The sequence below is a fragment of the Streptomyces sp. NPDC012474 genome (genome assembly GCF_042955185.1).
Taxonomy (GTDB): Bacteria; Actinomycetota; Actinomycetes; order Streptomycetales; family Streptomycetaceae; genus Streptomyces; species Streptomyces cahuitamycinicus.
Genome location: NZ_JBIBEP010000010.1, coordinates 1 through 22,596 on the forward strand (window position 1 = coordinate 1; position 22,596 = coordinate 22,596).

General features: G+C 69.6%; 16 protein-coding genes, 1 tRNA gene and 1 rRNA gene. 14 read left to right on the forward strand and 4 right to left on the reverse strand.

Annotation, left to right across the window (positions count from 1 at the left end; translation table 11 throughout):
• From rrf to ACFY9S_RS22155, 3 genes are all read left to right on the forward strand, one after another.
• Positions 1-92, forward strand: a 5S ribosomal RNA gene (gene rrf, locus ACFY9S_RS22145); the annotation flags it as partial.
• A 114-nt stretch (positions 93-206) separates the two neighbouring features.
• On the forward strand, positions 207-869 hold the full coding sequence (locus tag ACFY9S_RS22150) for a DegT/DnrJ/EryC1/StrS family aminotransferase (protein ID WP_391131614.1): 663 nt from the start codon (positions 207-209) through the stop codon (positions 867-869).
• 73 nt (positions 870-942) lie between these two features.
• Positions 943-1,018, forward strand: a tRNA-Thr gene (locus tag ACFY9S_RS22155).
• 103 nt (positions 1,019-1,121) lie between these two features.
• Here ACFY9S_RS22155 and ACFY9S_RS22160 read toward each other — a convergent pair.
• On the reverse strand, positions 1,122-1,892 hold the full coding sequence (locus tag ACFY9S_RS22160) for a transposase (RefSeq protein WP_391131210.1): 771 nt from the start codon (positions 1,890-1,892) through the stop codon (positions 1,122-1,124).
• 84 nt (positions 1,893-1,976) lie between these two features.
• On the opposite strand from ACFY9S_RS22160, the gene ACFY9S_RS22165 reads away from it, so the two are divergent.
• Positions 1,977-2,348 carry a hypothetical protein gene (locus ACFY9S_RS22165; RefSeq protein ID WP_391131213.1) on the forward strand — a complete coding sequence of 124 codons (372 nt, stop codon included), beginning with the start codon at positions 1,977-1,979 and terminating at the stop codon, positions 2,346-2,348.
• A gap of 51 nt (positions 2,349-2,399) precedes the next feature.
• Here ACFY9S_RS22165 and ACFY9S_RS22170 read toward each other — a convergent pair whose 3' ends face one another.
• On the reverse strand, positions 2,400-5,153 hold the full coding sequence (locus ACFY9S_RS22170) for a SpoIIE family protein phosphatase (RefSeq protein ID WP_391131216.1): 2,754 nt from the start codon (positions 5,151-5,153) through the stop codon (positions 2,400-2,402).
• A 381-nt stretch (positions 5,154-5,534) separates the two neighbouring features.
• On the opposite strand from ACFY9S_RS22170, the gene ACFY9S_RS22175 reads away from it, so the two are divergent.
• The 10 genes from ACFY9S_RS22175 to ACFY9S_RS22220 all read left to right on the forward strand — a co-directional run bounded on the left by ACFY9S_RS22175 (position 5,535) and on the right by ACFY9S_RS22220 (position 20,848).
• Positions 5,535-10,997, forward strand: coding sequence for a HAMP domain-containing protein (locus tag ACFY9S_RS22175; protein ID WP_391131219.1), 5,463 nt, complete (start codon positions 5,535-5,537; stop codon positions 10,995-10,997).
• A gap of 307 nt (positions 10,998-11,304) precedes the next feature.
• Entirely contained in the window at positions 11,305-11,985 is a 681-nt protein-coding gene (locus ACFY9S_RS22180) for a two-component system response regulator (RefSeq protein WP_030853408.1), read from the forward strand.
• A 127-nt stretch (positions 11,986-12,112) separates the two neighbouring features.
• Positions 12,113-14,881: a DNA translocase FtsK gene (locus tag ACFY9S_RS22185; RefSeq protein ID WP_391131222.1), complete on the forward strand. Its 2,769-nt coding sequence runs from the start codon at positions 12,113-12,115 to the stop codon at positions 14,879-14,881.
• Between the two features lie 263 nt (positions 14,882-15,144).
• Positions 15,145-15,990 carry a RodZ domain-containing protein gene (locus ACFY9S_RS22190; protein ID WP_391131225.1) on the forward strand — a complete coding sequence of 282 codons (846 nt, stop codon included), beginning with the start codon at positions 15,145-15,147 and terminating at the stop codon, positions 15,988-15,990.
• A gap of 94 nt (positions 15,991-16,084) precedes the next feature.
• A complete protein-coding gene (gene rimO / locus ACFY9S_RS22195) occupies positions 16,085-17,584 on the forward strand; it encodes a 30S ribosomal protein S12 methylthiotransferase RimO (RefSeq protein ID WP_391131227.1) in 1,500 nt (499 codons plus the stop codon).
• Positions 17,581-18,447, forward strand: a complete 867-nt coding sequence (pgsA, locus tag ACFY9S_RS22200; RefSeq protein WP_391131229.1) for a CDP-diacylglycerol--glycerol-3-phosphate 3-phosphatidyltransferase — start codon at positions 17,581-17,583, stop codon at positions 18,445-18,447. Before rimO ends, pgsA begins: the two co-directional genes overlap by 4 nt.
• A complete protein-coding gene (locus tag ACFY9S_RS22205) occupies positions 18,444-18,989 on the forward strand; it encodes a nicotinamide-nucleotide amidohydrolase family protein (protein ID WP_391131231.1) in 546 nt (181 codons plus the stop codon). Before pgsA ends, ACFY9S_RS22205 begins: the two co-directional genes overlap by 4 nt.
• A 109-nt stretch (positions 18,990-19,098) precedes the next feature.
• Entirely contained in the window at positions 19,099-19,479 is a 381-nt protein-coding gene (locus tag ACFY9S_RS22210) for a helix-turn-helix domain-containing protein (RefSeq protein WP_391131233.1), read from the forward strand.
• A 201-nt stretch (positions 19,480-19,680) separates the two neighbouring features.
• A complete protein-coding gene (locus ACFY9S_RS22215; protein WP_391131234.1) occupies positions 19,681-20,151 on the forward strand; it encodes a ferritin-like domain-containing protein in 471 nt (156 codons plus the stop codon).
• A gap of 397 nt (positions 20,152-20,548) precedes the next feature.
• Positions 20,549-20,848 (forward strand): hypothetical protein, encoded by a 300-nt coding sequence (locus tag ACFY9S_RS22220; RefSeq protein WP_391131236.1) that lies wholly within the window; start codon positions 20,549-20,551, stop codon positions 20,846-20,848.
• Between the two features lie 97 nt (positions 20,849-20,945).
• On the opposite strand, the gene ACFY9S_RS22225 is transcribed toward ACFY9S_RS22220, so the two are convergent.
• Positions 20,946-21,710 (reverse strand): SDR family oxidoreductase, encoded by a 765-nt coding sequence (locus ACFY9S_RS22225; RefSeq protein ID WP_391131238.1) that lies wholly within the window; start codon positions 21,708-21,710, stop codon positions 20,946-20,948.
• 32 nt (positions 21,711-21,742) lie between these two features.
• Entirely contained in the window at positions 21,743-22,564 is an 822-nt protein-coding gene (locus ACFY9S_RS22230) for a DNA-formamidopyrimidine glycosylase family protein (RefSeq protein ID WP_391131240.1), read from the reverse strand.
• Positions 22,565-22,596: the final 32 nt, after the last annotated feature.

Genomic DNA, 22,596 nt, shown 5'->3' on the forward strand with positions numbered 1-22,596 from the left:
CGCCCGGTTACATTCCGAACCCGGAAGCTAAGCCTTACAGCGCCGATGGTACTGCAGGGGGGACCCTGTGGGAGAGTAGGACGCCGCCGAACAATCATTGAAAGGGTTGGACCCGGAACTTCGGTTCCGGGTCCAACCCTTTTTTGTTGCGCGTTACTTGAAGTTCACGTTGCGCAACCAGCATGCACAGCATGGGTACTGCTGCAATGCTCAGGGCCGCCGGTGTCGGACTCGGTGACGAGGTCGTCGTGCCGGCCTTCGGGAACGTCGAGGTCGCCGAGGCCGTGACCATGGCCGGGGCTCTGCCGGTGTTCGCCGACATAGACCCCGCCACCTACTGTCTCGACGCCGCTGCTGTGGAAGCAGCGGTCACCTCGCGAACCGCGGCCGTGGTCGTCGTACACCGCTTCGGCCGGCTCGCCGACATCGCTCCGCTGCACGCCCTCGGGCATCGGCACGGACTGCTGGTGCTGGAACAAGGGGAGTCGGAGGCGCCGTACGACGAGATGGCCCAGCGCAGGGAGCGCGCGGCTTATCTCGACGCCAAGTTGAGGGGTGTGCGGACGCCGGACGACGGTGACGGGCACACCTATCAGCAGTACGTCGTGCGGGTTCCGGGCAATGGACGGCCCGATCGGGACGCCTTCGCGCGGGCCTTGCGGGCCAGGGGAATCGAGTGCCGCGTTCCGGTGAAGACGCCCGTGCACAGGCTGCCCGCGTTCCGTCGTTGTGTTGCGCTGCCGGAGACCGAGCGAGCCTCCGACGAGACTCTTGCGCTGCCCGTGGACGCGTCCCTGACCAAGCGGGACATGCATCGGACCGTGTCGGCCTGCAACGCCCTCGGAGGGCTTCTCCAGCCCGCCTTTTGACGTGGTTGGGAGCACGGGCCTGTTCGGGGTAGGATCTATCCCGTTGCCGCGGGGAGACCTCGCAAAGCAACAGGCCCCTATAGCTCAGTCGGTAGAGCGTCTCCATGGTAAGGAGAAGGTCAGCGGTTCGATTCCGCTTGGGGGCTCCAGCAAGAAAGGCCCCACCCTCACGGGTGGGGCCTTTCTGCGTTTCCCTAAGGGCTGTCCCGTAAATGATCTAAGACATGCTGGTTGACCAGCGTCGTTTCCCGGTCATCCGGCGAGAGTGAGGTTGTGGAGTCGGGCGATGCCGAGCATGGCGTGGTGGACGCCGTCGCCTTTGAGGCGGCAGTCGCGAAGGATCTTCCAGGTCTTCATACGGGCGAAGGCGTGCTCGACTCGGGCTCGGACCTTGCGGTGAGAGGCGTTGTGCTCTTCTTTCCAGTCCGGGAGCTCGGCCTGGCCTTTCCCGCGACGGTGCGGGATGACCAGGCCGGTGCCCCGGTAGCCGCCGTCCGCGATCACCGTGGTGCGGCCGACGGCGTCTTTCGCACCGGAGAGCTCCCACGCCTTGCAGTCATTGCGGTTGCCGGTGACCGGCCGGCCGACGGCGACGACGAGCCGGGTGTCGGCGTCAATGACGACCTGATGGTTGGTGGAGTACCGGTAGTTCTTCGACTGCTCCGCGATAGTGTGGTCACGGGTGGGCACCAGGGTGCCGTCCACGATCAGCACGGTGTCCTTACGAAACCGCCGCCGGGGATGGAGCGCGAGCGAGGGACCGAGGTGGTGGATGATCCGGTCCGCGGCCGACTTCGACACCCCGAACAGCGGCGCCAGTTGCCGCAGGGTGAGGTTCGTGCGCCAGTACGCGGCGACCAGCAGGACCCGATCCTCCAACGGCAGCGACCATGGCCGGCCCTTGCGGACCGGGTCAGCACCCTCGCGCCGCAGCGCGGTGATCAGCTTGTTGAACTGGCGCAGGCTCAGCCCGGTGAACGGGACTATCCAGGACGGCTCCGACGCCGTGATCACACCAGCCATGCCGCAGATCATTTCAGTTGCCGACACGTCGCCTGGCGACTGATCCTGGGCACCAGGCAAGCAGAGGGGGACACGGTGGGGCTCATGCTCTTCCCCGGAGACGGCGACGTGAGCAGCCCTGACGTCTCCTGGTCCTACACCGGCTTCCACATGTTCAGGGAGTGGCTGGCCGACGCAGAGGGGTTCACCCTTGCTGAGATGCACGGATTCGGTGGAGACCGCGCGTGGAGCAGTGTCTCCACCACGCTGACACCGCTGCTCGACCATCCAGACGATGACGGATCCCTCACGGCCGCTCAATGCGCAGCCATGCTGCCCAGACTGGAGACGATCATCGATCAGCTCCACCCTGAGGACGGTGACCCCGTTCTCCAGCGACGTGTGGACGACACCCGCCAACTGGTCACCGTCATGAAGTACTGCCTGGACAGAGGCGTTGAGCTCCTCTTCGGCTGACCGCCACAGGCGGTCTCCTGTCGGAGATGATCTGCAGTTACGGGACAGCCCTTAGTCCTTGTGGATCCCGGGGACACGCATCGCCAGGATCGCCATGTCGTCCGAAGGGGCATCCGACGCGAAGCGTTCCACCGCGCGCATGATGCGGGCCGCCACCGCGCCGGCCGTGAGGCCCGTGCAGGTCGTGAGGACGTCGGCGAGGCCGTCGTCGCCGAGCATGCGGGCGCCCTCACGGCGCTCGGTGACGCCGTCCGTGACGCACAGGAGGACATCGCCCGGGTCGAGGGTGATGGTCTGCTCGTAGAGCTCCAGGTCCTCGAGGACCCCGAGGAGCGGCTGGGGTTCCGCGGCCGGTTCGACCGAGCCGTCCTGGCGCAGTCGCAGGGGGAGCGGGTGGCCGGCGCAGACCACCTTCAGTTCCGCGCTGCCGTCCTCCTGGGGGCGCATCTCCCCGTAGAGGAGGGTGAGGAAGCGGCTGCGGGCGCCTTCGTCGAGGATCGCGGAGTTCAGGCGCTCCAGGACCGCCGGACCGCTGAGCCCCTCGCGGGCCAGGAGGCGCAGGGCGTGGCGGGCCAGGCCGGTGACCGCTGCCGCGTTCGGGCCCGTACCGCAGACGTCGCCGATGGCGAAGCCGTACGCGCCGTCGCGGATGGGGAAGACGTCGTAGAAGTCGCCGCCGACCTCGTTGCCCTCGCCGGCGGCGCGGTAGATGACCTCGACCTCGACGCCGGCGATCTCGGGGAGCTCCGGAGGCAGGAGGCTGCGCTGGAGGGACTGGCTGATCGCCGTGCGCTCCGAGTAGAGGCGGGCGTTGTCCAGGGCCAGGGCGGCCCGGCGGGAGAGGTCCTCGGCGAGTTCCAGGATCTCCTGGCGGAAGTGTTCGTCGGTCGGCTTGCCGAGGGTCAGCATGCCGATGACGCGGTTGCGAGCGACCAGCGGGAGGACCACGGTCTCGCCGCCCACGGCGGACGCGGTCGCGAGGGTGGGGCCGATGCCGGGGGTGACCTGGCGGGTCGGGCTGCCGCTGAGGCCGAGGCTGCGCATGGAGCTGCGCAGCGCCGCCTGGTGGGCCATCTCGCCGGGGGCCGTCCACACGCGGGCGCCGGGGGTGGGGACCGGGTCAGGCGCGGGCACCTTCGACAGCAGGGACTTGATGCCGTCGATGAGTTCCTCGTCCTCGTGCAGGACGTAGGAGAGATAGGGCTCGGAGGCCTGGTCGGCGATGGTGTAGACGGCGCACCAGGTGGCGAGGGTCGGGACGGTCATCTGGGCCATGAGGGCCAGGGTCTGGTCGCGGTCCAGGGTGCCTGCCAGCAGGTCGGAGGCCTCGACGAGGAAGCTGAGGGAGCCGCGGCGCAGGCGTTCCAGTTCGCCCAGCCGGGCCGATTCGACGGCGAGGGCGATGCGGTCGGCGGCGAACTGGAGGCGCAGAGCCTCCTCGTTGGAGTATCTGGCGGGGGCTTCCGCGGCGACGCCGAGGGAGCCGGTGAGGCGGCCCTCCACCTTCAGCGGGACGGTGACGACCGAGCGCATGCCCGTGCCGTTCAGCAGCGGTACCGCGCCGGGGACCGCGGTCAGGTCGTCGTGGACGGCGGGCATCCGCGCCGAGCCGTAGCGGCCGGGTCCGGCTTCGACGGGGACGCGGGCGAAGCGCTGGCGGGCGGAGGGGAGGCCGGTGGAGGCGCGGACCTCCAGTTCCGTCTCGTCGTCCGTGGCGAGCAGGAGGAACGCCGAGTCGCCGTCGAGCATGTCGCGGGCGCGTTCGACCGTGCGCTGGAGGAGGCCGTCGAGGTCGTCCGGGGCGGGGGAGCCGATGAAGACCTCGAAGGGGTCGCTGCTCTGGCCCTCGGAGCCGGTGGAGGTGTCGGAGGCCGGGCCGCGCAGCGGGGTCTGCAGAACTGCCCGTTCGTGGTCCCGTACCAGGAGGCACACGGTTGACGGTTCGCCGCCGGTGTCGCGGACGCGCAGGTGGGAGGCGTAGACGGGGGTGACGCGGCCGGTGACGGTGCGGACGCCGTAGCTGCCTTCCCAGCGGGAGAGCCGGAGGGCCTCCGCGATGCCGGTACTGGTGCCCGGGGTGTGCGGCCAGGCCGCGAGGTCGGTCAGGGGCTTGCCGGTGACCTGCTCGGCCGGGTAGCCGAAGAGTTCCTCGGCGTCCTCGTTCCAGGCGGCGATGTGGCCGGTGCGGTCGACCTGGACGACGGCCACGCGGACCCGGCTGTCGGCGAGGGGGAGGAGGTCGGAGGGGAGGGCCGGGCCGGCCGCCCGGGTGCCCACCACGCGTGCGGGCAGGTCCAGTTGGAACCAGACGGTCTTGTGGGTGGGGATGTACTCCACACCCCAGCGGCCGGCGAGGGCCGCGCACAGCTGTAGGCCGCGGCCGCCCTCGCGGTCGGGGCTGCCCATGTTGACGGCCGTCGCCTGGAGGGGGATCTCGCGTTCGGGATAGCGGTCGGCCACCTCGATGCGGACGCCGTCGTCGCTGCGCAGGCACAGCACGTCGGCGGAGGTGCCGGCGTGCACCACGGCGTTGGTCACCAGTTCGCTCGTGAGAACGACGGCGTCGTCGATGATGTCGGCGAAGCCCCAGCCCTGGAGCGTGTCGCGGACGAAGGAGCGGGCGCTCGCGACCGATCGTCCGACGGGCTCGAAACTGGCGGCCGCGCGCGCGGTGATCACAGAACTCCTCGACCGGTTCTCGACGTGCTGGGCTGCGTGGCCGGCCGGCTCGCGCCGCTGCTGGGGCAGGGCGCCCGTCGGCCGGGGGTCGGGGGGCTGTCCCCCCGGGATCAGTCCGGTGGTCATGTTGTGTGCGGCCGCCCCTCCGATGCCCGCTCGTCTTCGTGCCACCGCCCAGGCCGGACGGACCGGCGTGGCTGGACAGCCGGATGCAAGGTTACTTACCTTCGCGGTCCATGCGGATGCCGGTCTGCAGTGTTTCCGTCCGGAGGGTGTGCGGACGATGTGCGAAGCTGCCGAACTGTTATGGCCTGGTTCGGCCGGGGTGAAACACTGGGCAAGCTTCTGGTGAAGGTACGGGCAGGCTGTGTGCCCGAAGCCGACCTTGGGCAGCAGCCCCCTGGCGACGGCCTGGTATGCAGGGCAGAGAATACGCAGTAGTAACTGGTACGCCGAGCGTGGTACCCGAGCACAGCAGTGACGGTCGATCCCTGCGGGAGGGACACAGTGGAGTCTGGCGCAGCGACGCGTGGCAAGAAGGCGCGCGCGAAAGGCGGACAGTCCCCGATCAACCAGGGCCGGGTGCGCAGTGGCACGACGGAGGTGGACACGGCGGCCCTGAACCGGCTGATGGCGGCGTTGGTGTCGATGCGGGACGGGAACTTCCGCAAGCGGCTCACGGTGTCCGGGGACGGCGTGATGGCCGAGATCGCGGCGGTCTTCAACGAGGTGGCCGACCGCAATCTGCATCTGACAGGTGAGCTGTCGCGGGTGCGGCGCATGGTCGGCCGTGAGGGCAAGCTCACCGAGCGGCTGGAGACGGGTGCCTGTGAGGGCTCCTGGGCGACGGCGATCGACAACTCGAACGCCCTGGTGGACGACTTGGTGCGGCCGGTTTCCGAGGTCGGCCGGGTGCTGTCGGCGGTGGCGGAGGGTGATCTGTCGCCGCGGATGGAGCTGCGGACGCAGGTGCCGGACGGGAACAGTCAGCCGTTGCGGGGCGAGTTCCTGAAGGTCGGGCGGACCGTCAACAACCTGGTCGACCAGCTGTCGACGTTCACCGACGAGGTCACGCGTGTGGCCAGTGAGGTGGGCACCGAGGGCAAGCTGGGCGGTCAGGCTCGTGTGCGGGGCATGTCGGGTTCATGGCGGGACCTGACGGACTCCGTCAACACGATGGCGTACCGGCTGACGGCCCAGGTGAGGGACATCGCGCTGGTGACGACGGCGGTCGCCAAGGGTGATCTGTCCCGGAAGGTGACGGTTCAGGTCGCCGGCGAGATGCTGGAGCTGAAGAACACCGTCAACACGATGGTGGACCAGTTGTCGGCGTTCTCCTCCGAGGTGACCCGGGTGGCCCGTGAGGTGGGCACGGAGGGGGCGCTGGGCGGTCAGGCGCAGGTGCCTGGTGTCGCCGGCGTGTGGAAGGAACTCACCGATTCGGTGAACACCATGGCCGGGAACCTCACGGCTCAGGTGCGCGGGATCGCGGAGGTGACGACCGCGGTCGCCAACGGTGACCTGTCGCGCAAGGTGACCGTGCCGGCGCGCGGCGAGGTCGCGCAGCTCGCCGACACGATCAACCAGATGACCGAGACGCTGCGGATCTTCGCGGACGAGGTCACGCGCGTCGCCAACGAGGTCGGGGCCGAGGGGCAGCTCGGCGGTCAGGCGAACGTGCCGGGCGCGGCGGGGACGTGGAAGGACCTCACCGATTCGGTGAACACGGTCTTCCGGAATCTGACCACGCAGGTGAGGGACATCGCCGCCGTGACGACGGCGGTGGCCAATGGCGACCTCTCGCAGAAGGTCACGGTGGACGTGGCCGGCGAGATGCTGGAGCTGAAGAACACCGTCAACACGATGGTCGATCAGCTGTCCGCCTTCGGTGCCGAAGTGACCCGTGTGGCGCGGGAGATCGGTGTCGAGGGGGAGCTGGGCGGCCAGGCGCAGGTGCCCGGTGTGGCCGGCACGTGGAAGGACCTGACGGACTCCGTCAACACGGCGTTCCGGAACCTCACCGGACAGGTGCGGAACATCGCGCAGGTGACGACGGCGGTGGCCAACGGTGACCTCTCGCAGAAGGTGACGGTCGACGTCTCCGGCGAGATGCTCAAGATGAAGAACACCGTGAACACGATGGTCGATCAGCTGTCGAGCTTCGCCGACCAGGTCACGCGGATGGCCCGGGACGTGGGCACGGAGGGCCGTCTGGGCGGTCAGGCCCGGGTGGACGGCGTGTCCGGCACGTGGAAGGAGCTCACCGACTCCGTCAACTCGATGGCCGGGAACCTCACTTCCCAGGTGCGCAACATCGCGCAGGTGACGACGGCAGTGGCCCGGGGTGACCTGTCGCAGAAGATCGACGTGGACGCGCGCGGGGAGATCCTGGAGCTGAAGAACACCATCAACACGATGGTCGATCAGCTGTCGGCCTTCGCCGACCAGGTGACCCGGGTCGCGCGGGAGGTGGGTACGGACGGCCGGCTGGGCGGTCAGGCGCAGGTGCCGGGCGTGGCCGGTGTGTGGCGTGACCTGACGGACTCCGTGAACGGCATGGCGTCCAACCTGACCGGCCAGGTGCGCAACATCGCCCAGGTGGCGACGGCAGTGGCCCGGGGTGATCTGTCGCAGAAGATCACCGTGGACGCGCGCGGGGAGATCCTGGAGCTGAAGAACACGCTGAACACGATGGTGGACCAGCTGTCGTCGTTCGCCGAAGAGGTCACGCGTGTGGCCCGTGAGGTGGGCACCGAGGGCATCCTGGGCGGCCAGGCCGAGGTGCAGGGTGTCTCCGGCACCTGGAAGGACCTCACCCAGTCCGTGAACGGCATGGCGAACAACCTGACCATCCAGGTGCGCAACATCGCCGAGGTGACGACCGCGGTCGCCCGGGGTGATCTGTCGAAGAAGATCACCGTCGACGCCAAGGGCGAGATCCTCGAACTCGTCACGACCGTCAACACCATGGTGGACCAGCTGTCGTCCTTCGCCGAGCAGGTGACCCGGGTGGCCCGTGAGGTGGGCACCGAGGGCATTCTCGGCGGCCAGGCGCACGTGCCGGGTGTCACGGGCATCTGGAAGGACCTGAGCGACAACGTCAACCTGATGGCGAAGAACCTCACCACTCAGGTGCGGAACATCTCCCAGGTCTCGGCGGCGGTCGCCAACGGTGACCTGACCCGGCAGGTCACCATCGAGGCGCGCGGCGAGGTCGCGCAGCTCGCCGACACCATCAACACGATGGTCAAGACGCTGAGTTCGTTCGCCGAGCAGGTCACCAAGGTGGCCCGTGAGGTGGGCACGGACGGCATCCTGGGCGGTCAGGCGCACGTACCCGGTGTGGCCGGTACGTGGAAGGACCTGACCGAGTCCGTGAACGGCATGGCGTCCAACCTGACCGGCCAGGTGCGCAACATCGCCATGGTGACCACGGCCATCGCCAAGGGTGACCTGACGAAGAAGATCGACATCGACGCGCGCGGGGAGATCCTGGAGCTGAAGACGACCATCAACACGATGGTCGACCAGCTGTCGTCCTTCGCGGAGGAGGTCACCCGTGTCGCCCGCGAGGTGGGCACGGAAGGGCAGCTCGGTGGTCAGGCACGCGTGCGTGACGTGGACGGCACCTGGCGGGACCTGACCGAGTCGGTGAACGAGATGGCCGGGAACCTGACCCGGCAGGTACGTGCCATCGCGCGCGTGGCGACCGCGGTGACCCGCGGCGACCTGAACCTGAAGATCGACGTGGACGCGTCCGGGGAGATCCAGGAACTCCAGGACTACATCAACAAGATGATCGCCAACCTGCGCGACACCACGATCGCCAACAAGGAGCAGGACTGGCTCAAGGGCAACCTGGCCCGGATCTCCGCGTTGATGCAGGGCCGTCGCGACCTGGAGGACGTCGCCTCGCTGATCATGAGCGAGCTGACGCCGGTGGTCTCCGCGCAGCACGGGGCGTTCTTCGTGGCGATGCCGCTCGTCGACGGTGAGGACATGAGCGCCACGGACGAGGACCAGTACGAGCTGCGCATGCTCGGCTCGTACGGCTACTCGATGGGCTCCATGCCGACGTCGTTCCAGCCCGGTGAGGCGCTGGTCGGGACGGCTGCCGAGGAGAAGCGCACGATCCTCGTGGAGAACGCGCCGAGTGGCTATCTGAAGATCTCCTCGGGCCTCGGTGAGGCACCGCCCGCGCAGGTGATCGTGCTGCCGGTGCTGTTCGAGGGCAGCGTGCTCGGGGTCATCGAGTTGGCGTCCTTCACGCCGTTCACGCAGATCCAGAAGGACTTCCTCAACCAGATCGCCGAGATGATCGCGACGAGCGTCAACACCATCTCCGTCAACACCAAGACCGAGCTGCTGCTGGCGCAGTCGCAGGAGCTGACCGAGCAACTGCGAGAGCGTTCGGCAGAGTTGGAGCAGCGGCAGAAGGCACTCCAGGCGTCCAACGCCGAACTGGAGGAGAAGGCCGAGCTGCTGGCCCAGCAGAACCGCGACATCGAGGTGAAGAACACCGAGATCGAGGAGGCGCGGCAGGTGCTGGAGGAGCGCGCCGAGCAGCTCGCGGTGTCGATGCGCTACAAGAGCGAGTTCCTGGCCAACATGTCGCACGAGCTGCGTACGCCGCTCAACTCGCTGCTGATCCTGGCCAAGCTGCTCGCCGACAACGCCGAGGGGAACCTCTCCCCGAAGCAGGTCGAGTTCGCCGAGACGATCCACGGAGCCGGTTCGGACCTGCTCCAGCTCATCAACGACATCCTCGACCTGTCGAAGGTCGAGGCGGGCAAGATGGACGTCTCCCCGACGCGGATCGCGCTCGTCCAGCTCGTGGACTACGTGGAGGCCACCTTCCGGCCGCTGACCGCGGAGAAGGGCCTGGACCTGTCCGTGCGGGTCTCGCCGGAGCTGCCGGCGACCCTGCACACCGACGAGCAGCGGCTGCTGCAGGTGCTGCGCAACCTGTTGTCGAACGCGGTGAAGTTCACCGACTCCGGGTCGGTGGAGCTGGTCATCAGGCCGGCGCGGGACGACGTGCCGCAGAGGATCCGGGAGCAGCTGCTGGAGACCGGGTCGCTGACCGATCCGGACGCCGGGCTCATCGCGTTCTCCGTGACCGACACGGGGATCGGCATCGCGTCCAGCAAGATGCGGGTGATCTTCGAGGCGTTCAAGCAGGCCGACGGCACCACCAGCCGCAAGTACGGCGGTACGGGTCTCGGATTGTCCATCTCGCGGGAGATCGCGCAGTTGCTCGGCGGTGAGATTTACGCGCAGAGCGAGCCCGGCCGTGGTTCGACGTTCACGCTGTATCTGCCGCTGTACCCCAGTGAACTGCCGCCGCAGGGCTACCAGCAGCAGCTGCCCGTCCTGGAGGCCGGCGACCTGGTGGCGTCGACGCCCGAGCTGTCGGACGTCGAGGTCGAGACGCCGGCCGAGGTGACGTCGTACCGTGAGACGCAGAACGGACCGGCCGCCCTGTTCCGGCGGCGCCGCAGGATGCCCGAGCTGCCGGCGCGCCCGGCGCAGCTGGAGCGGTGGACTCCGTCCGAGCAGGAACCGGCGCCGAGGACGAACCGCGGCATCCGGTTCGGTGGCCAGAAGGTCCTGATCGTGGACGACGACATCCGCAACGTCTTCGCCCTGACCAGCGTGCTGGAACAGCACGGCCTGTCCGTGCTGTACGCGGAGAACGGCCGTGAGGGCATCGAGGTCCTGGAGCAGCACGACGACGTGGCGGTCGTGCTGATGGACATCATGATGCCCGAGATGGACGGGTACGCGACGACCACGGCGATCCGCAGGATGCCGCAGTTCGCCGGGCTGCCGATCATCGCGCTGACCGCGAAGGCGATGAAGGGCGACCGCGAGAAGGCGATCGAGTCGGGTGCTTCCGACTACGTGACGAAGCCCGTCGACCCCGATCACCTGCTGGCGGTGATGGATCAGTGGATGCGAGGGGAATGAGGGGAACGTCGGGCAGTTGCGCGACCATGCCGGGCAGGTTCGGTGTTCACGCCGAGTCGCCGACTCGGTGTGCGCATAGTCGTGTAGAAGTACAAGATCCGGGGAACCTTCTGGTCTCCTGCTGCGTTTCTGCTACGTGCACAGTGACATCGCGGTGACAGGGTGTGGCGATGGGCAGGGTGCGGCTACGATGACCGGCACAAGGACGGGCGGCGCAAGGGAGCCGTCTCCTGGGGCGGCACCCACCGGTGCTGCCGCAGGTCCTGCGGACAGGGGAGGCCCCACGCCGGGGCGAGGAGGGCGGGCCATGGTGCAGAAGGCCAAGATCCTCCTGGTCGATGACCGGCCGGAGAATCTGCTGGCGCTGGAGGCGATCCTCTCTGCGCTCGATCAGACGCTGGTGCGGGCATCGTCCGGGGAGGAAGCGCTCAAAGCGCTGCTCACGGACGACTTTGCGGTCATCCTGCTGGATGTCCAGATGCCGGGTATGGATGGCTTCGAGACGGCCGCGCACATCAAGCGCCGTGAGCGGACGCGGGACATCCCGATCATCTTCCTCACGGCCATCAATCACGGCCCGCACCACACCTTCCGGGGTTACGCGGCGGGCGCGGTGGACTACATCTCCAAGCCGTTCGACCCGTGGGTGCTGCGCGCGAAGGTCTCCGTCTTCGTCGAGCTGTACATGAAGAACTGCCAGCTGCGGGAGCAGGCGTCGCTGCTGCGGCTCCAGTTGGAGGGCAACGGCAAGGACGCGGGCGGTGAGGCCAAGGAGTCGGCCGGGCTGCTCGCGGAGCTCTCCGCACGGCTCGCGGCCGTCGAGGAGCAGGCCGAAGCGCTGACCAAGCAGCTCAACGACGAGTCGACGGACGCCGCCGCGGTGGCCACGGCGGCTCATCTGGAGCGCAAGCTCACGGGGTTGCGGCGGGCGCTGGACGCGCTGGAGCCGGGCACCGGGAGCACCTCCTCGGTGTCCTCGCAGAACTGACGCGTGCGCAGCCGGGATTGTCCACCCGTGACCGCGTGTCAGTTTGGTGCCTCTCCCGGAGCGACACGAACGGGTGAAGCGGTAGACACGCGTGTCCCCTGTCGTCTCCCCCGGTAACCTCACACCCATGGCCTCACGTCCCTCCGCAGCCAAGAAGCCGCCGCCCGCGAAGAAGGCGGCCGCGAAGGCTCCGGCGAAGAAGGCCGCCGCCAAGAAGGCTCCCGCGAAGAAGGCGCCCGCCCGGAAGGCCGCGGCCAAGAAGGTCGCGCCCAAACCGGCGCCCAGTCCCACCGGCGGCATCTACCGGCTCGTGCGCGCCGTGTGGCTGGGTGTGGCACACGCCGTCGGTGCCGTGTTCCGCGGCATAGGGCAGGGTGCGAAGAACCTCGACCCGGCCCACCGCAAGGACGGCGTCGCCCTGCTGCTGCTCGGCATTGCGCTGATCGTCGCCGCGGGCACCTGGGCCGACCTCAAGGGCCCTGTGGGCGACCTCGTCGAGATCCTGGTGACCGGCGCCTTCGGCCGGCTCGACCTGCTCGTGCCGATACTCCTCGCCGTCATCGCCGTGCGGTTCATCCGTCACCCGGAGCAGCCCGAGGCCAACGGACGCATCGTCATCGGCCTGTCCGCGCTCGTCATCGGCGTCCTCGGCCAGGTCCACATCGCGTGCGGCTCACCCGCGCGCGGCGACGGCATGCAGGCCATAAGGGACGCCGGCGGTCTCATCGGCTGGGCCATGGCGACCCCGCTGTCGTACGCCATGGGGGACGTGCTCGCCGTGCCGCTGCTGGTGCTGCTGACCGTCTTCGGGCTGCTCGTCGTCACGGCCACCCCGGTCAACGCCATTCCGCAGCGGCTGCGGCAGCTCGGGGTGCGTCTCGGCATCCTCCGCGACCCGGCCGAGGACGAGTTCGCCTTCGCCGAGGACGACGAGCGCTACGACGAGCAGTGGCGCGAGGCGCTGCCCGCGCGCCCGCGCGGCAGGCGCGCGCCTGCGCCGGCGGCGTACGACCCGGACGGTGCCGAGCAGGAGGCGCTCTCCCGGCGCCGTGGCCGCCCCCGCCGCTCTGCGGTGCCGCAGCCCGACATGGACCGGCCCCGGGACGCCGTGGACATCGCCGCGGCGGCCGCCGCGGCGCTCGACGGGGCCGTTCTGCACGGCATGCCTCCCTCGCCGATCGTCGCCGACCTCACCCAGGGCGTACGGGTGGGGGACCAGGAGGCGACCACACCGACGCCCGTCCCGGCCGCACGCCCCCAGCTGGACAAGGCCAAGCAGGACAAGCTCAAGCAGGACAGGTCCGAACAGGAAGAGCCCGAGCCGCAGAAGCCGAAGGCGGGCGTCCGCGACCTCACCAAGTCCCCGCCCGCCAAACCCCGCGACCTGCCCCCGCGCGCGGAGCAGCTCCAGCTCTCCGGCGACATCACGTACTCCTTGCCGTCCCTCGACCTGCTGGAGCGCGGCGGTCCGGGCAAGTCCCGCAGCGCCGCCAACGACCTCATCGTCGAGTCGCTGACGACGGTCTTCACCGAGTTCAAGGTGGACGCCAGTGTCACCGGTTTCACCCGCGGGCCGACGGTCACGCGCTACGAGGTGGAGCTCGGCCCCGCCGTGAAGGTCGAGCGCATCACCGCGCTGACCAAGAACATCGCCTACGCCGTCGCCAGCCCGGACGTGCGGATCATCAGCCCGATCCCCGGCAAGTCCGCGGTCGGCATCGAGATCCCCAACACCGACCGGGAGATGGTCAACCTCGGAGACGTACTGCGTCTGGCGGAGTCCGCCGAGGACGACGACCCGATGCTGGTCGCCTTCGGCAAGGACGTCGAGGGCGGCTACGTCATGCACTCACTGGCGAAGATGCCGCACATGCTGGTCGCCGGCGCCACCGGCTCCGGCAAGTCGTCCTGCATCAACTGCCTGATCACCTCGGTCATGATGCGGGCGACCCCCGAGGACGTGCGGATGATCCTGGTCGACCCCAAGCGGGTCGAACTGACCGCGTACGAGGGCATCCCGCACCTGATCACGCCGATCATCACCAACCCCAAGCGGGCCGCCGAGGCGCTCCAGTGGGTCGTGCGCGAGATGGACCTGCGCTACGACGACCTGGCGGCCTACGGCTACCGGCACATCGACGACTTCAACCGGGCCGTGCGCGAGGGCAAGGCCAAACCGCCGGAGGGCAGTGAGCGCGAGCTCCAGCCGTACCCGTACCTGCTGGTCATCGTCGACGAGCTCGCCGACCTGATGATGGTCGCGCCGCGGGACGTCGAGGACGCGATCGTGCGCATCACGCAGCTCGCCCGGGCGGCCGGCATCCATCTGGTGCTCGCCACGCAGCGGCCGTCGGTGGACGTCGTCACCGGTCTGATCAAGGCCAACGTCCCGTCCCGGCTGGCGTTCGCCACGTCCTCGCTGGCCGACTCGCGGGTCATCCTCGACCAGCCGGGCGCCGAGAAGCTCATCGGCAAGGGTGACGGGCTGTTCCTGCCGATGGGGGCCAACAAGCCCACCCGTATGCAGGGCGCCTTCGTCACCGAGGAGGAGATCGCGGGCGTCGTCCAGCACTGCAAGGACCAGATGACGCCGGTCTTCCGGGAGGACGTCGTCGTGGGCACCAAGCAGAAGAAGGAGATCGACGAGGACATCGGCGACGATCTCGACCTGCTGTGCCAGGCGGCCGAACTGGTCGTCTCCACGCAGTTCGGCTCGACGTCCATGCTCCAGCGCAAGCTGCGCGTCGGCTTCGCCAAGGCCGGCCGGCTGATGGACCTGATGGAGTCCCGGAACATCGTCGGACCGAGCGAGGGTTCGAAGGCTCGTGACGTTCTTGTGAAGCCTGATGAGCTGGATGGCGTGCTCGCCCTGATCCGGGGGGAGTCTGAAGGGTAGGGAAACGGGACACGGTGATCGCCTCGCGGGGCGTTACGGCAATCGGGTGGCCGGATCGTGACCCACCCGTAAGGGATCATCGAGCAACCGTTTCCCTTCGGCGTACGTCAAGTTGATGGAAGCAACAAGCAGTGAGCCCACCATCGGAATGTCGGGCCATTCCGATGGCGTACAAAGCGACACCGCCCGGTTGCCCCACCCTTTTGGTACCCCCCTAGACTGAACTTCCAGCACAGGCGGCTACACGCTCGAAAGGCGCCCCCGTGTCCATCGGCAACTCCCCTGAAGACGAGCGTCCGTTCGAAAACGAGCACGTCGAAGCAGACCGCGAGGAAGCCCGCCCCTCCATCGGCCGTGCCCTGCAGCAGGCTCGTATCGCCGCCGGGCTGACCGTCGACGACGTCAGTAGCGCCACCCGGGTCCGCATGAACATCGTGCACGCGATCGAGGCGGACGACTTCTCCCCCTGCGGTGGGGACGTCTACGCCCGTGGGCACATCAGGACCCTGGCCAAAGCCGTCAACCTCGATCCCGCGCCGCTGCTCGCCCAGTACGGGGACGAGCACGGCGGGCGTCCGGCACCGACCTCGGCAGCCCCTCTCTTCGAGGCGGAACGCATCCGTCCTGAGCGGCGGGGGCCCAACTGGACCGCGGCGATGGTCGCCGCGATCGTCGCCGTGATCGGTTTCGTCGGCTTCACGATGTTCCAGGGCGACGACGGCAGCAACGAGGCGAACGTTGCCGAGGACTCCACGCCCGGCGACTCCGCCTCCCCGACCACCAAGACCAAGAAGCCCGCCGACCCCGAGCCCGAGCCGTCCGACAGCGCCATCGCGGCCGCGCCACAGGACAAGGTGACCGTCCGGGTCAGCGCCGTCGACGACGAGAGCTGGGTCGCGGCAAAGGACCACAACGGCCGGATGATCTTCGACGGCCTCGTCAAGCAGGGCGACGCCAAGACCTTCCAGGACAGCTCGAAGGTCCACCTCGTCATCGGAGACGCCGGCGCGATCGACCTCTTCGTCAACGGCAAGAAGATCGAGGAGAACTTCCAGCCGGGCTCCGTCGAGCGCCTGACGTACACGAAGGGCGACCCCGAAGCCGGGTGATCAGGCCGAAAGGTCCAGTTGATGCGGGGTTGGCCGGGAATCGGCCGACCCCCGTCGACGTGGGGTGTCAGCGGGACGAAGTAGTCTTGAGCCCATGCCTGAACGCCGTACCGTCGCACTCGTCACCCTTGGCTGCGCCCGTAACGAGGTGGACTCGGAGGAGCTCGCAGGCCGTTTGGAGGCGGACGGCTGGCAGCTCGTGGAGGACGCCGAGGAAGCGGACGTCGCCGTCGTGAACACCTGCGGCTTCGTCGAAGCCGCCAAGAAGGACTCCGTCGACGCCCTTCTCGAAGCCAACGACCTCAAGGGGCACGGCAGAACCCGGGCCGTCGTGGCGGTGGGCTGCATGGCCGAGCGGTACGGCAAGGAACTCGCCGAAGCCCTCCCCGAGGCAGACGGCGTGCTCGGCTTCGACGACTACTCCGACATCTCGGACAGGCTGCAGACCATCCTCAACGGCGGCATCCACGCCGCGCACACCCCGCGGGACCGGCGCAAGCTGCTGCCCATCAGCCCGGCGGAGCGTCAGGAGTCGGCGGCCGAGGTCGCGCTGCCCGGGCACGGCCCGGCCGAGCCCGTCGTCGCGCCGGCGGACCTTCCGGAGGGCCTCGCCCCCGCCTCGGGCCCGCGGGCACCCCTGCGCCGCCGCCTGGACGGCTCCCCGGTCGCGTCCGTCAAGCTCGCCTCCGGCTGCGACCGGCGCTGCTCCTTCTGCGCCATCCCGTCCTTCCGCGGCTCCTTCATCTCCCGCCGCCCCAGCGACGTGCTGAACGAGACGCGGTGGCTGGCCGAGCAGGGTGTGAAGGAGATCATGCTGGTCTCCGAGAACAACACCTCCTACGGCAAGGACCTCGGCGACATCCGCCTGCTGGAGTCCCTGCTGCCCGAGCTCGCCGACGTCGACGGCATCGAGCGGGTGCGCGTCAGCTACCTCCAGCCCGCCGAGATGCGGCCCGGCCTCATCGACGTGCTCACCTCGACCCCGAAGGTCGCGCCCTACTTCGACCTGTCCTTCCAGCACTCCGCACCCGGCGTGCTGCGCGCGATGCGCCGCTTCGGCGACACCGACCGGTTCCTGGAACTGCTCGACACCATCCGCAGCAAGGCGCCCGACGCCGGTGTGCGCTCCAACTTCATCGTCGGCTTCCCCGGCGAGAGCGAAGCCGACGTCGCCGAGCTGGAGCGGTTCCTGACCGGGGCGCGACTGGACGCCATCGGCGTCTTCGGCTACTCCGACGAGGAGGGCACCGAGGCGGCGACCTACGACGACAAGCTCGACGAGGACGTCGTCGCCGAGCGGCTGGCCCACATCTCGCGACTGGCCGAGGAACTCGTCTCGCAGCGGGCCGAGGACCGTGTCGGCCAGAGCGTGCGGGTCCTCGTCGAGTCCGTCGACGAGGACGGCGTGTACGGCCGTGCGGAGCACCAGGCGCCCGAGACGGACGGCCAGGTGCTCCTCACGAGCGGCGCGGGTCTGCGTGTCGGCCGTATGGTCGAGGCGAAGGTGGTCGGTACGGAGGGTGTCGACCTGGTGGCCGAGCCGCTGCAGGGCTCGCTCGCGTCGCCCGGGTGGAGTGAGGAGGCGGGCAGATGACCGGTGTCCCGGCATCCGCGGCGGGAGGCTCCTCGGGCGCGAGGAGGGCAGCGGCCGGCGCGGCCGCTGCGACGCCCGCTGCCTCAGCCACGCGCCCGGCCGAGGGCGGTGCGCCCGGTGCGGGGCCCGGAGCCTCGTCCGGTGCGGGTAACGGCGGAGCTACCGAGGCGGTGTCCGGTGCCGGCGAGGCCGTCCCCGGTGAGGACGGCGGCCTCGACGCCTCGGGCGAAGGGAAGACCCCGCGGGGCGGGAAGATCGCTGCCGCGGCCGTCAACCAGGCCAGTGTCTGGAACATCGCCAACCTCCTGACCATGCTCCGCCTGGTCCTGGTACCGGCCTTCGTCGCGCTGATGCTCGCCGACGGCGGCTACGACCCGGTGTGGCGGTCCCTCGCCTGGGCCGCCTTCGCCATCGCCATGATCACCGACCTGTTCGACGGTCACCTGGCGCGGAGGTACGACCTGGTCACGGACTTCGGGAAGATCGCCGACCCCATCGCCGACAAGGCGATCATGGGGGCGGCGCTGGTCTGTCTGTCCGCGCTCGGCGATCTGCCCTGGTGGGTGACCGGCGTCATCCTCGGCCGGGAACTGGGGGTCACCCTGCTGCGTTTCCTGGTCATCCGGTACGGCGTGATTCCCGCCAGCCGCGGGGGCAAGCTGAAGACCCTCACCCAGGGCGTGGCCGTCGGCATGTACGTGCTGGCACTGACGGGGTGGCTGGCCACTCTGAGGTGGTGGGTGATGGCCGCGGCGGTCGTGCTGACCGTGGTGACCGGGCTCGACTATGTGAAACAGGCCATTGTGCTGCGCCGGCAGGGAATCGCCGAGCGCAAGGCCGCGTTGGAGGAGAAGGAAGCGTGAGTTCCACGGCCACTGACGTGGTGCGACTACTCACGGTGAAGGGCGAGACGCTCGCCGTCGCGGAGTCGCTGACCGGTGGCCTCGTTGCGGCGGACCTCACATCCGTTCCCGGGGCGTCCAAGGTCTTCCGCGGCTCGGTGACCGCCTACGCCACCGATCTGAAGCGGGACCTGCTCGGTGTCGACGCCGTCCTGCTGGCGGCGCGCGGAGCGGTGGATCCGCAGGTCGCGGCCGAGATGGCGGCCGGCGTACGCAAGACACTCGGCACCGACTGGGGCATCGCGACCACCGGAGTCGCGGGTCCCGAGCCGCAGGACGGACAGGCCGTCGGCACCGTTTTCATCGCGGTGGACGGACCGGTCCGAGCGGATTCCGGTTCTGCCGGCGGCGGAAAAGTGGAGGCTCTGCGGTTGAACGGCGACCGCGCGGAAATTCGTAGAGAGAGTGTACGGAGCGTACTCGCACTGCTTCTGAAGGAGCTTGCGAGCGAACAGACTGGGAATGAGCGGGCACAGGATACGGAACGGAACGGGGGGTTTTGATGTTTGCAGCCCTGAGTGAACACGACATCGCTCCCCGCACGGCCGCGGCGCAAGGCGGTACGGTGGGGCGTAATGGATGCGGCTACGCGGTCCGAGGAGGGAGCCACCGATGATTCTGCTCCGTCGCCTGCTGGGTGACGTGCTGCGTCGGCAGCGCCAGCGCCAGGGCCGTACTCTGCGCGAAGTCTCCTCGTCCGCCCGAGTCTCACTCGGCTATCTCTCCGAGGTGGAGCGGGGGCAGAAGGAGGCTTCCTCTGAGCTGCTCTCCGCCATCTGCGACGCGCTGGACGTACGGATGTCCGAGCTCATGCGGGAAGTGAGCGACGAGCTCGCCCTCGCCGAGCTGGCCCAGTCTGCAGCGGCCACCACCAGCAAGCCTGTACCGACGCCGGTTCGCTCGATGCTGGGTTCCGTGTCGGTGGCCGGTGTGCCACCGGAACGGGTGACCATCAAGGCGCCCGCCGAAGCGGTGGACGTCGTCGCCGCGTGAGGCTCTGCGCTCGCACGGCATGATCGAGGCCCCGGCCGGGCCTCTCCGGGAGATCCGGAGGGGTGCCGCCCGGGGTTTTCACTTGCCCGGGGTCGGCTGGCTCCGCCTCGGGCAAGCTGTGTCTGATTTGTGTGCGTTTGCCGGTGAGGCGTACGGCCGTCATCGTTGAGGGGATGGCGGGGGCAGTCCTCGGAGGTGCGGATGTACGTCGTGAAGAGCTCGTTGTCGGACGCGAACCTGAAGACCGTGTCCGAGGCACTGCAAGGTGCCCTGGTCGACCTGGTGGACCTCGCCCTGGTGGCGAAGCAGATCCACTGGAACGTGGTGGGGCAGCGCTTCCGTTCCGTTCATCTCCAGCTCGACGAGGTGGTCGACACCGCGCGGAAGTACTCCGACACCGTGGCCGAGCGCGCCGCGGCCCTCGGGATCTCCCCTGACGGGCGGGCCGCGACCGTGGCCGTCGGCAGCGGGATCGGAGTGACCCCCGAAGGATGGGTCGACGACACGACCGCCGTGGGAACGCTCGTCGAAGCGCTGGGTGCGGTGATCGTGCGGATGCGGGAGCGGGTCGAGACCACAGGTGAGCCGGATCCGGTGAGTCAGGACATCTTCATCGGGATCACGGCGGACCTGGAGAAGCATCACTGGATGTTCCAGGCCGAGAACGGGTGACGGAGGAGGGCGCGGGAGCGGGTGACGCGCCGGGCGCGATGTTCGCCACCGCGTCGGGGCGCCCCGCACGCATGCGCCGCGGAGGCCTGTGTGGTGGGGGTCTTGTGGGCGGTGCGGGCCGGCTGGGTGGTGCGGGCCGGCTGGGTGGTGCCGGTCGGGTGCGCGGTGCGGGTCGGGTGCGCCGGGTGTGCGTGCGCGGCTTGAGCGGCGTGCGCGGGCTGGGCGGCGTGCGCGGGCTGGGCTTCGCGCAGCGTCGCGGCGTGCGCGGGATGGGCGGCGTGCGCGACCTGAGCGGCGTGCGCCGGGTGCGCGGTGTGTGCGGTGCGCCCGTGTGCCCGTGGTGCGCCCTGTCCGGCGGCCCGGGGGGCCGCATAGCGTCGGGCTGGAGGTGGCGGCCATGGCGGGGATAGTGCGCTGGGGGAGCCGGCACTGGGGGGTCCGCGGGGTCACGCTCGGGGTGGGGGCGCTGTGGTGGTGGGCCGTGGTACGGCTGGTGGCCGCGCCTGAGGCAGGGGTGCTGGAGGCGGCGGTCGCGGCCGGAGGGTGGGGGTTGAGCGTGCTGCCCGTGCACTGCGTGCCAAAGCGGCGGGCCCGGGGCGCTGTGGGGGCGGGGCGGTGGCGGAGCGTATGGAGTGCCGGGGTCGGGACCCGGGCAGGAGGCGGGGGTGCGGCGGGGGTGAAGTCGGGGGGAGCGTAGGGGTGCTTCGGCCGGGGAGCCTGCTGCGTGGGGGGAGTGTGGTGGACCGGCGGCGTGTCGTGGACGCGGGACGCGCCTCGACGGGCCGGGGCTGTCTTCACCACGGCATCGCCACACCCCCGTTCGGGCGGAGGATCTGGCCTGTGGTGAAGGCAGAGGCGTCGGAGACCAGGTGGAGGATCGCGTGGGCGATGTCCTCGGGCTCACCCACGCGGCCCAGGGGCGACCTCCGGGCCATGGCGGACTCCGTGTGCGCCTGGGAGCCGCTGTCGCCGCGGTCCGTCATCGGCGTACGGATCCAGCCCGGGGCGACCGCGTTGACACGGATCCCGTGCCGGCCCACCTCCGTGGCGAGGGTCTTCGTCAGCTGGACCACCGCCGCCTTGGCCGCGCCGTAGCAGAGCAGCCCGGGGCCGCCCGTGTCGACGGCTCCCGAGGCCATGGTGACGATGCTGCCCCGCGTGTCGCGGGCGATCATCAGGCGGGCGGCCTCCTGGCAGGCGTAGAGCACTCCCTTGAAATTGACGTCGAGTACCCGGTCGAGGTCCTCGTCCCGGGTCTCCAGCACCATGCTTCGGTGCATGATCCCGGCGACCGCGGCCAGGGCGTCCAGGCGTTCGCAGGAGGTGAAGGCCTGCCGCAGCCGGGCCCGGTCGGTGACGTCGAGGGTGTGGGTGCGAGCGGTGCCGCCACCGTCCTCGATCAGGGTCGCCGTCTCGTACAGGCCCTCGGCGTCACGGTCGGCGCAGTGCACGTCAGCCCCCGCCTCGGCGAGCAGCAGTGCCGAGGCGCGGCCGATGCCGCTCGCGGCGCCGGTGACGAACACGGTGCGGCCGGTGAGGTCGTACGCCGTGACAGGCATACAGGGACCGTACGAGCGGATCTGACAGGGCGTCAATTGGTGCGGCCGGACCGGACCGGGGCGGGGGCAGGGCCGGGCTGGCAGGTGGGGCACCAGTAGGTGGGGCGTTCGCGGGAGCCGTCGCCCTGGTCGGCGACGCGGATCGGGGTGCGGCAGCGCAGGCAGGGGCGGGGTGCGCGGCCGTAGACGAAGAGGTCCTGGCCGCGGCGGCCCGTCGTGCTGCGGATCGGGCGGTCGCGGTTGGCCTCGAGCAGCCTCTTGGCGAGCGCGGGCAGCTTCGTGGCGCGGTCGGGGGGAAGGTCGCCGGCCGGGAGCCAGGGCGTGACGCCGAGCAGGAAGCACAGCTCGCTCTTGTAGACATTGCCGATGCCGGCGAGGTTGCGCTGGTCGAGCAGGGCCTCGCCGAGCTCTCGGGCGGGGTCCTGGAGGACGTTGGCGAGGGCTCGGTCGGGGTCCCAGTCCGGGCCCAGGAGGTCGGGGCCGAGATGACCGACCGCGCGGTGCTCGTCGGTGGTGCGCAGCAGTTCCAGGACGGGGAGGCGGTAGCCGACGGCCGTGCGATCGGTGGTGCCGAGGATCGCGCGGATCTGGTGTCCGGGACCTCCGCTCCAGCGCTGGCCGTTTCCGTACACCTTCCAGGAGCCGTCCATCCGCAGGTGGGAGTGGAGGGTCAGACCGCCCTCGATGCGGGTGAGGAGGTGTTTGCCGCGCGCGGTGGCGTCCAGGACCGCGCGACCCGTGAGGTCGGCCGTGGCGAAGCGCGGTACCCGGAGATCGCTGCGGGTCAGCACCCTGCCCGCGAGGGCGTCGTGCAACCGCCTCGCGGCCTGCCAGACCGTGTCACCTTCGGGCATGGGTCAAGGGTGGCACGACGGCCGCGCACCCG